The sequence below is a fragment of the Streptomyces flavofungini genome (assembly GCF_041028215.1).
GTDB classification, from domain to species: domain Bacteria; phylum Actinomycetota; class Actinomycetes; order Streptomycetales; family Streptomycetaceae; genus Streptomyces; species Streptomyces flavofungini_B.
Window position 1 is genome coordinate 1 of sequence record NZ_JASKYR010000141.1, and the last position, 12,259, is coordinate 12,259.

General features: G+C 69.9%; 9 protein-coding genes and 1 pseudogene. 9 read left to right on the forward strand and 1 reads right to left on the reverse strand.

Annotated features, from left to right (window positions below):
- From AB8Z36_RS12650 to AB8Z36_RS12690, 9 genes are all read left to right on the forward strand, one after another.
- A partial coding sequence (locus AB8Z36_RS12650; RefSeq protein ID WP_369213354.1) for an extracellular solute-binding protein occupies nucleotides 1-1,186 on the forward strand: 1,186 nt, incomplete at its 5' end.
- Nucleotides 1,187-1,444: 258 nt separating this feature from the next.
- Complete coding sequence (gene ngcE, locus AB8Z36_RS12655) at nucleotides 1,445-2,878, forward strand: N-acetylglucosamine/diacetylchitobiose ABC transporter substrate-binding protein (RefSeq protein ID WP_369213355.1); 1,434 nt, start codon at nucleotides 1,445-1,447, stop codon at nucleotides 2,876-2,878.
- Between the two features lie 146 nt (nucleotides 2,879-3,024).
- Nucleotides 3,025-3,966, forward strand: coding sequence for a carbohydrate ABC transporter permease (locus tag AB8Z36_RS12660; RefSeq protein ID WP_369213362.1), 942 nt, complete (start codon nucleotides 3,025-3,027; stop codon nucleotides 3,964-3,966).
- 20 nt (nucleotides 3,967-3,986) lie between these two features.
- Nucleotides 3,987-4,883: a carbohydrate ABC transporter permease gene (locus AB8Z36_RS12665; protein WP_369213356.1), complete on the forward strand. Its 897-nt coding sequence runs from the start codon at nucleotides 3,987-3,989 to the stop codon at nucleotides 4,881-4,883.
- A 190-nt stretch (nucleotides 4,884-5,073) separates the two neighbouring features.
- Nucleotides 5,074-6,294 carry an extracellular solute-binding protein gene (locus tag AB8Z36_RS12670; RefSeq protein ID WP_369213357.1) on the forward strand — a complete coding sequence of 407 codons (1,221 nt, stop codon included), beginning with the start codon at nucleotides 5,074-5,076 and terminating at the stop codon, nucleotides 6,292-6,294.
- A 34-nt stretch (nucleotides 6,295-6,328) separates the two neighbouring features.
- On the forward strand, nucleotides 6,329-7,276 hold the full coding sequence (locus AB8Z36_RS12675) for a carbohydrate ABC transporter permease (RefSeq protein ID WP_440581901.1): 948 nt from the start codon (nucleotides 6,329-6,331) through the stop codon (nucleotides 7,274-7,276).
- On the forward strand, nucleotides 7,276-8,154 hold the full coding sequence (locus tag AB8Z36_RS12680) for a carbohydrate ABC transporter permease (protein WP_369213359.1): 879 nt from the start codon (nucleotides 7,276-7,278) through the stop codon (nucleotides 8,152-8,154). The genes AB8Z36_RS12675 and AB8Z36_RS12680 overlap by 1 nt, the downstream gene beginning before the upstream one ends.
- 37 nt (nucleotides 8,155-8,191) lie before the next feature.
- A complete protein-coding gene (locus AB8Z36_RS12685) occupies nucleotides 8,192-8,680 on the forward strand; it encodes a hypothetical protein (protein WP_369213360.1) in 489 nt (162 codons plus the stop codon).
- A 30-nt stretch (nucleotides 8,681-8,710) separates the two neighbouring features.
- Nucleotides 8,711-12,046, forward strand: coding sequence for a CHAT domain-containing protein (locus AB8Z36_RS12690; protein WP_369213361.1), 3,336 nt, complete (start codon nucleotides 8,711-8,713; stop codon nucleotides 12,044-12,046).
- 19 nt (nucleotides 12,047-12,065) lie between these two features.
- On the opposite strand, the pseudogene AB8Z36_RS12695 reads toward AB8Z36_RS12690, so the two are convergent.
- A pseudogene (locus tag AB8Z36_RS12695) lies at nucleotides 12,066-12,259 on the reverse strand (hypothetical protein); the annotation flags it as partial.

The following is a 12,259-nucleotide window of genomic DNA, read 5'->3' on the forward strand; positions in this document are numbered from 1 at the left end:
CCTCTTCGACGGCTCCTACGGGAGGGACGTACTCGCCGACGCCGTGCGGCGGCTTGGCGAGGCCTACCCCCATGTCGATGTCGGCCAGGAGTTCGCCCAGGACCTCGGCCGCCGCGTGCCGGAAGAGCTGGCCGGGGACGCGCCGCCGGACCTGATCCAGTACTCCGGCGGCGGCACTGAGAACATCAAGTCCCTCGGCGGGAAGGGCATGCTGCGCGACCTCGGGCCGCTGCTCGACGCCCCGGCGATCGACAGCCCCGGCAAGAAGGTGCGGGACCTGCTGCTGCCGGGCGTCGCGGACGCGGGGCGCTCGCGCGAGGGCGGTCCGGTGCACAGCCTCAACTACGTGCTGACGGTGTACGGCTTCTGGTACTCCCGCACGGCCCTGCGGGGCCTCGGCAAGAGCTACCCCCGCACCTTCAAGGAGCTCATCGCCATCTGCGAGGCGGCCGAGCGGCGCGGCATGGCGGGACTGGTGTTCCCGGGCAAGTACCCCTACTACCTCTGGTTCACCGTGGCGGCCTCCGTGGCCAAGCGGGGCGGCAAGCGGGTCCTCGACGCCCTGGTGGCCAACGAGCCGGGCGCGTGGCGCGCGAGGGCCGTGCTCGACGTCTTCGAGGCGTACGCCGAGCTGGGGCGGCGGGGCCACGTACTGAAGGAGTCGGCGGAGTACGACCACATCGCGGCGCAGAAGCAGTGGACCGAGGGGAAGGCCCTCCTCATCCCCAACGGCTCCTGGCTGGAGACGGAGTCCGAGCCGCCGGAGGGCTTCGATCCGGCGGTCGGGCCGCCGCCCGGAGTGTCCGGCGACGACCGGCTGCCGTTCGGCACGCTCGCCGTCAACTTCGGGGAGCCCTTCGTCGTACCCGATCGGGCGAAGAATCCCGAAGCGGCGATGGAGCTGCTGCGCATCATGCTCGGGCCCGCGTCGGCCGAGCGGTTCGCCGTACGGCGGAACGCGCTGCCCGCCGTACGGGGCGCGGGGGCGTGGCAGGGGCTCAAGCCGGGCGCGGAGTCGGCGATCGCCGCGTATGAAGGAGCCAAGGGCAACGCGTTCCACTGGAACGGTTTCGCGGCTGGCGGGCTCCAGAGGGAGAGCGGTGAGGCGCTGGGCGAGGTACTGCTGGGCCGTGCCACTCCGGACGAGGCCGTCGACCGCGTCCAGCGGGCCGCCGACCGGCTCTGAGAGGCCGGGCACGGAACCCGGGCCGTCGAAAGTCCATGGAAACCGGCGCGAAAGTCCACGCGTATCGGGGGCCATGTGCGAGAGGTTTCGACCAGGGAAACGTCGCAGGTCTCACTTCGGAAACCCTGCGGAGCAAACGTGTATTCGATCTTGCTCAGTTGAGCGGGAGTGGACTATACCTGTCGGCGTCCCACACCACCGCGGTGCCGGGAGGGTCCGGTTCACCGCCTGAGTCCTGGAGAAGGCGAGGACTTGAGCATGGGATCCACCAGCGTCAACCGTCGCGATGTCATGAAGAGGGCGGCGGCCGCAGGTCTGCTCGCGGTGCCCGCTGTCGGCGCACTCAGCTCCTGCGCCAGCGGAGGCGGCTCGGAGAACAAGGCCGAGAAGGGCAAGAAGACCAAGCAGAACCCGCTCGGTGTGAAAGAGGACGCGGGGCTCACCGTCTACATCTTCAACGGCGGCTACGGCGACAAGTACGCGCAGTACGTCACCGACATGTACGCCAAGAAGTACCCCGAGGCGAAGCCGGACCAGAAGGCCACCGAGAAGATCGCCACCCAGGTGCAGCCGAAGATCGTACGCGGCAAGCCCACCTCGGACGTGGTCAACAACTCCGGCGCCGAGCAGATGAACATCGGCAAGCTGGTGCACAACAAGCAGGTCGCCGACCTCGGCGAGGTCCTCGACGCCCCCTCCTGGGACGACCCCGGCGTCACGGTGCGCGAGACGCTGGTCCCGGTCGTCGAGCAGATGGGCCGCTTCGGCGGCAAGGAGTGCTACCAGCTCAACATCGCCCTGACGGTCTACGGCAACTGGTACTCGAAGAAGCTTCTTGAGGACGGCCTCGACTCCGCGTACCCGAAGACCTGGGACGAGATGCTCGCGGTCTGCAAGAAGGCCAAGGCCAAGGGCATCCACGGCTGGAGCTACCCCGGCGGCCACCCCCGCTACATGTTCTTCAGCATGTACGCGATGTTCGCCCAGCGCGGCGGGCGCGACGTCACCGACGCCATGGACTACCTGGAGCCGGACGCCTGGAAGCACGACGCCGTCAAGGACGTCTTCGAGGCCTGGGAGGAAGTCGTCGCCAAGAAGTACGTGCTGACCGGCTTCGACGGCACCGAGGCGCACACCGAGATGCAGACCGCCTGGACGAAGGAGGGCAAGTGCGTCTTCGTGCCGAACGGCTCCTGGGTGGAGAACGAGGCCAAGGACACCACGCCCAAGGACTTCGCCATGACGGTGGGGGCGACCCCCTCGCTCGACTCCGGCGACAAGATGCCCTTCGGCACGCTGTACGCCCCGGCCGGTGAGCCCTTCATCGTCCCCGCCAAGGCCGAGAACCGCCAGGGCGGCCTGGAGTGGATGCGGATGATGTACAGCAAGAAGGCCGCCCTCAACCTCTTCAAGGAGGTCGGCTCCATGCCCGTCGTCAAGGGCGCCATCGACGGCGAGCAGCTCCCCTCGGGCACGGCGAGCGCCCAGGCGGCCATCAAGGCGGCCGGTGACAACATCGTCATCCCGCACTTCATGGACTGGTACAACGAGCTGTTCCGCGAGGACTTCAACAACATGATCCACAAGTTCATGCAGGGCCAGATCGGCCCCAAGCAGGCGATGGACACCATGCAGAAGGCCTCCGAGCGGATTCTGAAGGACCCCGACATCAGCAAGGTCAAGAAGGCCTGACGAGCGAGGCGGACGAGCGAGCGGGGCGGAGCAGCGTGCAGACCGACACCCCGGTGGGCGGCCACCCACCGCAGAAGAAGAGCCGAGCGGAGCGACCGCCGGAGCAGGGCCCGCCCGGACGGCTGCTGTTCCTCCTCGCGGTCCTGCTGCCGCCCCGCTTCACCCCCGAACGGGTCCGCTACGACCGGCGGTACCGCACCCTGGACAAGTACCGCTTCATCGTGGGCTTCCTGGCGGTGCCGCTGGCGTTCTACGCCCTGTTCGTCGTCTCGCCCTTCCTCCAGGCGATCTACTACTCGTTCACCGACTGGTCCGGCGGTCCCGTCGCCAACTTCATCGGCTTCGACAACTACCGGAAGATGTGGAACGACGACCGGTTCTGGGAGTCGCTGAAGGTCAGTGCCCTGCTCCTGGCCGTCGCCCCCGCGATCACCCTCGTCCTCGGCATGTTCTTCGCCTACATGATCACCTCGGGCGGCCGGCACCGCAGGGGCCGGGCCATCGCGGGCGTCGCGGGCTCGTCCTTCTACAAGGTCGTCTACTTCTTCCCGCAGGTGCTCTCCGTCGCCATCATCGCCGTGGTGTGGGGGCGCGTCTTCAACACCAACAGCGGGCTGATCAACGGCGGCCTGGACAAGATCGGCATCGACGGGCCCGCCTGGCTCGGCGGCGACACCACCCTCGGGATCGTCTCCCTGCTCATCGTCATCAGCTGGAGCTTCATCGGCTTCTACGTCGTGCTCTTCTCCGCGGCGATGGGCGCGATCCCCCGGGACATCTACGAAGCGGCGCTGCTCGACGGGGCGGGCCGCACCCGTACCTTCTTCAACGTCACGCTCCCGCTGATCTGGGACACCGTGCGCACCGGCTGGATCTACATGGGCATCCAGGCGCTCGACACCTTCGCGATCTGCCTGGTGATGGTGCCGCCGCACGTGCTGAAGGTGACCCCGGTCTTCCTCTACGAGCGGTTCCGCGACGGCCAGTACGGCTACGCCACGTCCATCGGTGTCGTCCTTCTCGTCCTGAGCATGGCGTTCTCGCTGATCGTCATGCGGGTCGGGAACCGCGACCGGATCGAATACTGAGAGCGCGGGAGCCACCGACCATGACCACGACCACCGACGCCGCGCCCCGCCCCGAGGCCGCCGCGAAGCCCCGTGACCGCAAGAGGGAGGCGGGCGGCGCGCTCAACGTCTTCTCGCACGCCTTCCTCGTCGTGTGGGTGATCCTCGCCGCCGGACCGCTGATCTGGGTCGCGCTCACCGCGTTCCGTCCCTCGGCGGAGATCCTCAGCGACCCGATGGGCTGGCCCGCCTCCTTCCACTGGGAGAACTTCGGCAACGCCTGGAACAAGGCGAGCATCGGCCGCTACACCCTCAACTCCCTGATCATCCTCGCGGGTTCGCTGACCGGCACGATGCTGCTCGGCTCGATGGCGGCCTACGTCATCGCCCGCTTCACCTTCCCGGGCAACCGCCTGATCTTCATGCTCTTCGCGGGCGGCATGATGTTCCCCGTCATCCTCGCCCTGGTCCCGCTCTTCGCCGTCATGGAGAACTTCGGCCTCCTCGACACGCGGCCGGGCCTGATGATCGCCTACATCGCGTACTCACTGCCCTTCACGACCTTCTTCCTGACCTCCTTCTTCCGCACGCTGCCGACCGGCGTGCAGGAGGCGGCGATGGTCGACGGTGCCTCGCACACCCGGACGTTCTTCCAGATCATGCTGCCCATGGCCAAGCCCGGCCTGGTCAGCATCGGCATCTTCAACTTCCTCGGCCAGTGGAACCAGTACCTGCTTCCGCTGCTGCTCAACAACGAGGAGGAGAAGAGCTACGTGCTGCCTCAGGGGCTCGCCTCGCTGGCGGTCTCGCAGGGCTACCGCGGCGACTGGGGCGCGCTCTTCGCGGGCCTGACGATCGCCATGCTGCCGGTACTCGTGGTGTACGCGGTCTTCCAGCGCCAGGTGCAGGCTGGTCTCACGGCCGGTGCCCTCAAGTGAGCTTGCCACCAGGTGATTTCAGCTTGGCCACGAAAGTGGTCTAGGCCTGTTGAGGCGAAACGGGACGTGAGTAGTGTCGGCGCGACGGCGCCGCAGGGGTGCGACTGTACGCGCTCAAGTCGACACCGATGTCGAAGGGTTGATCAGTATGAGGAATCGAATAGTCGCCACCGGTGCGGCAACGCTTTGCATGGCTCTCGGACTTACCGCCTGCGGCGGTGACAGCGACGACGGCGACGGCAAGACCATCAAGCTCGTCGCCGCCGACTACGGGGACAAGGCCTCCAACGCCTCCAAGGTGTACTGGAACGAGGTCAAGAAGGAGTTCGAGAAGGCCAACGACGGCTACAAGGTCGACGTCCAGGTCATCAACTGGAACGACATCGACAAGACCGTCAAGAACATGATCCAGGCGGGCGACGAGCCCGACCTCCTCCAGACCGGCGGCTACGCGGACAAGGTCGCCGACGACCTGCTCTACAAGGTCGACGAGGTGATGTCCCGCACGACGCGTGACAACATCATCCCGTCCTTCGCCAAGGCCGGCGAGGTCGACGGCACGCAGTACGGCATCCCGTGGGTCTCCTCCAGCCGCGTGATGTTCTACAACAAGGCCGTGCTCAAGAAGGCCGGTGTGAAGACCCCGCCGAAGACCTGGGACGAGCTCGCCGCCGCCGCGAAGAAGATCAAGTCGTCCAAGGCCGCCGACACCCCGTACGCCCTGCCCCTCGGCCCCGAGGAGACCCAGGGCGAGACGATGATGTGGGAGCTGGGCAACGGCGGTGGCTACACCGACGCGGACGGCAAGTACACCCTCGACAGCGCCAAGAACGTCGAGACCTTCGAGTGGCTGAAGAAGAACCTGGTGAAGCCGGGTCTCACCTACGCCAACCCCGCCTCCACCGACCGCAAGACCGCCTTCGCGGACTTCGCGGCGGGCAAGGTCGGCATGCTCAACGGCCACCCGAGCCTGATCCAGATGGCCAAGGACGGCAAGGTCGACTACGGCGTCGCGCCCATCCCCGGCAAGACGGGTCCGCTCAACAGCACCCTCGGCGTCGCCGACTGGATGATGGCGTTCAAGGACGGCGGCGCCGACAAGGACGCCGTGAAGAAGTTCCTGGACTTCACGTACAGCAAGCAGATGCTGAAGTTCGACGAGATGTACAACCTCATGCCCGTCACCAAGGACACCCTGAAGACGATGACGGACAGCGGCAAGCACAAGGACCTGGAGCCGTTCTTCCAGGTGCTGCCGAACGCCAAGTTCTACCCGCTGGGTGACACCTCCTGGGACGTCGTCTCCGCCGAGATGAAGAAGACCGGCGGCAAGGCCGTCTCCGACGACCCGAAGCAGGTCCTCGGCGACCTCCAGAAGAAGGCGGAGACCGCGGCGGCCGACGCCAAGTAGTCCCACCACCCGACGCAGTTCGCAAGGAGTCCTTGTGTCCCTGAAGGCCCCTCCGTCCCCGGCCGCGCCCGGCCGGGGACGGGGCGGGCGCGCACCCGGGCCGGTGAGCCGCCATGGCGGCATCGCCCGGCTTGGCCCGCTGCCCTGGATAGCGCCCGTCATCCTGCTGATCCTCGCCGTGGTCGTCTGGCCCGTCATCGAGCTGATCCGCACCTCGTTCCTGAACATCTCCATCTCCGGCAAGGTGCGCGGCAGCGCCGGGACCGACAAGTACAAGAAGCTCTTCGAGGAGAGCGACCTCGGCGCCGTACTGATCTGGACCGCGGTGTGGACGGTCGTGGTCGTCGGCTTCACGATGCTGCTCTCGCTCGCCCTCGCCCAGCTCTTCAACCAGAAGTTCCTCGGGCGCCGCGTCGCCCGCTGGGCGCTCATCGCGCCCTGGGCCGCCTCCGTCCTGATGACCGCCATCGGCTTCAAGTGGATGCTCAACCAGACCGCGGGCGTGCTCAACACCCTCATGCTCGACCTCGGTCTCATCGACAGCTCCAAGGACTGGCTGGGCAAGCCGGAGACCGCCTGGCCGTGGATGATGGCCGTCGCGGTGTTCGTGTCGCTGCCCTTCACCACGTACACGCTGCTCGCCGGACTCCAGACGATCCCGCAGGAGGTCTACGAAGCCTCCCGGATCGACGGCGCGGGCCCCTGGCACACCTACCGGCACATCACCCTGCCGATGCTGCGGCCCGCCTTCCTCGTCGGCGTCGTCATCAACCTCATCAACGTCTTCAACTCCTTCCCGATCATCTGGGCCATGACCCAGGGCGGTCCGGGTTACGACACCTCCACGTCGATGGTGTTCATGTACAAGCTGAAGGAGACCGACATCGGTGAATCCGCGGCCATGTCGGTCGTGAACTTCCTGATGGTCGTGGTGCTCGTGCTGATCTTCCTGAAGGTCAGCCGGTGGAACGAGGAGGACTGATGGCCACCGCCACGGCGACCGCGAAGGCGCCGCAGAAACGCCCGGGGGCCCCGAAGAAGCGCTCGTTCCGGCCGCGCACCCTCATCTACACGGCCGTCGCGTGGCTGCTCGCCGCGGTCTTCCTCGCGCCGTACCTGGAGATGATCGTCACCGCGCTGCGGCCCAAGGACGAACTCAGGGACCGCACCTATCTGCCGCAGGACCTTGACTGGGTCAACTTCGTCGACGTGTGGAAGGAGTCCGAGCTCGGGCAGAACCTCCAGGTCACCCTGCTCGTCGCGGGCGGCGCCACGCTGCTCGTGCTGCTCGTCTCGCTGCCCGCCGCGTACTACACCGCGCGCATGCGCTACCGGGGCCGCAAGCTCTTCCTGCTCCTCGTCCTCGTCACCCAGATGTTCCAGCCCACCGCCCTGCTGGTCGGCCTCTACCGCGAGTTTCACCAGCTGGACATGCTCAACTCGGTCTGGACGCTGATCCTCACCAACGCGGCGTTCAACCTCGCCTTCGCGGTGTGGATCCTGACGGCCTACATCAGCTCCATCCCGCCGGAGCTCGAGGAGGCCGCCATGGTGGACGGCACCAGCCGCTTCGGAGCGATGATCAAGGTGACGCTGCCGCTCGCGCTGCCGGGCGTGGTGACCGCCGTGATCTTCACCTTCATCACGGCCTGGAACGAGTTCGTGATGGGCCTGACCCTCACCACCGAGCCGGACAAGCAGCCGCTCACGGTGGGCATCAACAACTTCATCGGCAACTACACCGTGCAGTGGAACTACCTCTTCGCCGCGTCGGTGGTCGCGATCGTGCCGGTCATCGTGCTCTTCGCCGTCATCGAACGGCACGTGGTGAGCGGACTGACCGCGGGCTCGGTGAAGTAGCCCACGAACGGCCCGCCCGGCAGACAGAATTGCCCTTATGTCGAGCCGAGTTCAGTTGGAGCAAGAGGTCCGGGCGCTCTCCGAGGAGACGGCCGTCCGGGCCCTCGCCGTGGTGGTGGAGGAGCGCGGGCTCCTCGCGGAGGCGGTCCGGTGTCCCTGGGACGGTGCCGAGCTGACGGAGGCGGTGGCCGCCGGGGACCTCGCCGCGTACCTGCCGCCCGGCCAGCCCGAGGTGACCGAGGGCGAGCTGGCCCGCGCCGCCCTTGAGTACGTGGCGTCCCAGGACGAGGACATGGCCCGCACGGTCGCCGAGGCCGTCGCCTACGCGCGCTCGCCCATGGAGCGCCTCGAACCCGTCGCGCTCTCGGTCACCGTCCTGGTGGTCGTGCTGCTCCAGACCGAGGTGTCCGTCAAGCGGGACACCCGGGGCAGGTGGAGCTTCGCCATCCACAAGCGGGCCATGCGGGACGCCGCGCTCGGCCGGGTCTTCACCGCCCTGCTCTCCCGGCTCACCGGCGGGAAGTAGGCGGCGGGCGGCCGGGGAGCGGTGGGCGGCATGACGGTATCGGTACGCGCTCCGTACGAGTGGCGCTGCGAGAAGTGCGGCCGGGAGTGCGCGGCCCCGGTGTGGCGCCTGGTGGACGCCCGTGAGCGGGCCGACGTCCTCGCGGCGCCCGGGGCGGGCCTCGCCTGGGCGGACTGCCCCGGCTGCGGGGAGCGGGCGTACGTCGACGCCCCGCTGCTCGTCCTGCGCCCCGGCGCGGTGGCGCCGCTGCTGCTCGGGCTCTCCGTCGAGGAACTGCGCGGCGACCCCGCCCGGTCCGGGCTCGCCCTGCTCGAAGAGGCGGCGGACGCCGGGGCCTTCCGGGGCGACGTCTTCACCGGCAACGCGATCCCGCTGCCCCGCAGACTGGTCCCGGTCGTCCTCTCCCGTGACCTCGCCCGCGACGTGGCGGACCCCGGGACCGCCCGCGAAGAGCTCGCCCCGGCCGGACAGCCGACGGTCGACAACTACGGAACCTTCCTGCACTACCTCGCCGAGAGCCTGGCCGGCGTCCGGGTCGAGCGGCTGCTGTACGCCGTACTGGCGAGCCCGCCCGACGCACTCGCCGAGCTGGTGCGCACCGAACCCGAGCTGACCGGGGGCACCACCGTGCGCGACGCCGGGCGCGAGGAGCTGCGCGCGGCCACCGGCACCCCGCTCGAATCGGCGCTGCGGCGGCGCCAGGACCTCCTGGACGCGCTGTGCGACGGCAAGACGCCGCCCGCGGAGGCGATGCGGCGCTACTTCGAGTCCCTCGGCCGGTTCGGCGGCGATCTCCGGGCCCGCCTGGACGAGCTGCACGAGAGCGCCTTCCGCACCCAGGGGCCCGAGGGCGTCGCCCTGGCCCGCGAGGGCCTGGCGCTCGCCGCCGACCTCGGCGAGGAGGACGTGGAGACCGATCTGGCCGCCCTGCTCGGCGAACGCCTCATGCTCGCCGGGGCCACGACCGACCTCGCCGAGGCGATCCGGCTCCTCGAACTCGCCCTCGGCCGCCTGACCGAAGGCAGCCTGGAGTGGGTGCGGACGGCCAACAACCTCGCCAGCGCGCACTACGCACGCGACGACGGCGACCGCCATGAGGTCTGGGAGACCGCCCGCGACCTGCTGGCCCGCGCGAGCGCGCTCGACCGCCGCGCACACCCCGAGTACTGGGCCAGAATCCAGACCAACTACGGACTGCACCTCTCCGAGCGCCCCGGCGGCGGACCCGCGGACCTCACGCTCGGCATCGAGCACATCAGGGCGGGCCTGGAGGAGCGCTCCCCGGAGCGCTCGGTGGTCAACTGGGCGTACTCACAGATCAACCTCGGCCTGCTCCTGTACCGCCGGGCCGGGCCCGAGGACCTGCGGCAGGCGGAGCGGTGCTACCGCGACACGCTGCGCCACCTCGGCCCCGAGGAGGCGCCCGCACTCTGGTCGGTGGCCCAGTGCAACCTCGCCGACCTGCTGCTCAACCGCGACACCCCGGACGCCGACGGCGCCAGGGCGGCGGCGACCGCGGCACTCGGCCTGTCCGCCACCCGACCCGGCCTGCTCAGCACCGGCCGCGTCACCTGGCTCCTCGCCCGCGCCAGCGACGTGACCGAGGGGCCGGACAGCCCCGAGAGCATCAGGCTGCGGCAGGCCGCCCTGGCCGACGCGCCGCCCACGGTGGCGCCCTCCCTGCACCTCAACATCGCCAGGGAGCTCATCGACTCCCATGCCGCCACCGGACGCTGGACGGAGGCGGCCGACGTGGCGGCGGACATGCTGATCGCGGTGAGCGCGCTCTACGACGCCCAGGTCACCGCCGAGAGCCGCCGCGGCGTCCTCGTCCAGGTCGACAGGATCGCCCGCTGGACCGCCTACCTGCTGGCCCGCGCGGGCCGGCCGGAACGGGCCGTGGAGGCGCTGGAGCGGGGCCTTGCCTGCGAGCTCTCGGCGGCGGCGGGACGGGGAGCGGCCGAGGTGACCGCACTCGCCCGCGTCGACCCCCACCTCGCCGAGCGCTACACCCGGGCGCGGACGCGGTACGCCGCATCGGTCACCGAGCAGTCCCCGCTCGCCCCCGGCCTGCTCGTGCCGGGAGCGGGGGAGCAGGCGGCGGCCGAACGCGCGCTGCGCACGGTGGTCGAGGAGATCCGGGCGATCCCCGGCTTCGAGGACTTCCTGCGCACCACCGAGGCACGGGACATCGCCAGGGCCGCGGGCGGGCTGCCGCTCGCCTACCTGGTCAACGCACCCTGGGGCAGCTACGTCCTGATCGTCCCCGGCGGGGGGCCGACGGCGGGCGGGGAGCCGACCGTACGGGCCGTGCACGTCCCCGGGGTCAGCAGCATCACCCTCCTCCACCTGCTCGTCGCGGACCCGGACGACGACAGCCCCGGGCTCTGGCTCGTACAGCAGGCCACGAAGCTGCGGCGCCGACGCCGGCTGCCCGCGACCCTGGACCGCCTCGGGGTGCTCGAACCCCTCCTGCGCCCGCTCGCCGGGCTGCTCGCGGAGGACGCGCGGCACGAGGCGGTCGTCGTACCGACCGGGCTGCTCGGCCTGGTGCCGCTGCACGCCGTGCCGCTGGACGGCGGTTCCGGCAGTGGCCGGGACGGCGAAGTCCTGGACGACATGGGGACGTTGACGGTCGCGCCGTCCGCCGCCGTCTACGCCGCGTCCCGTGCGCGCGCCGGGCGTCCTGGGCAAGCGGTGCCGCGCCTCGTGGCCGTCACGGACCCGGACGGCTCGCTGCCGGGCAGCCGGGGCGAACGCGCCGAGATCACCGCGCTGTTCGCGGCCCGTGGCGAGGTCAGCAGCGCGGTGGGGGAGGAGGCGACGGTGGACTGGGTGCTCGGCCACCTCGCCGAGGCGTCGTATCTGCATCTGAGCTGCCACGGCAGCGCGGACTCCGAGGGGCGGGGCGGCTCGCTCGCGCTCGCCGACGGCCGCCTGGACATGGACACCCTCGTCCGGCACCGGCTCCCGGTGTGCAGGCTCGCGGTGGCCAGCGCCTGCCAGTCGGGGCACTACGGCATCATCGAGGCCCCCGACCAGTTCCTCGGCCTCCCCGCCGGGTTCCTCCAGGCGGGCGCCGCCTGCGCGGTGACCAGCCTGTGGCAGGTGGACGACCTGGCCACCGCCTTCCTGATGACCCGCCTGTACGAACTGCTCGCCGAGGGCCGGGCTCCCGTACCCGCGCTGCGCGGCGCGCGCGGCTGGCTGCGGCGGCTCACCCGGGACGGGCTCACGCGGTACACGGCGGCGCACCCGCATCTCGCCGAGCTGAGCGGGCGGTACGCGGGGCACGCGGGGGCGGCGGACGAGCGGCCGTTCGCCTCGGTCGTGCACTGGGGGGCGTTCACGGCCTGGGGCATGTGAGGCCGCCCGAAGTCATCAGTCACCGCCGCTTCGTCGGCCCGTACGAGTCGAGGCCGTAGTAGACGACGGTGTCGCCGCCGGGCGCCCGCGGGGCGTTGATCCGCATCAGCGTGTAGCGGCCCGCGGCGAGCCCGGAGACCGTCAGGGAGACCCGGTAGGCGGCCTCGTGGCCCTCCGCGCAGTTCGGCTCGCAGACCCGTTCCCAGCCCTGGC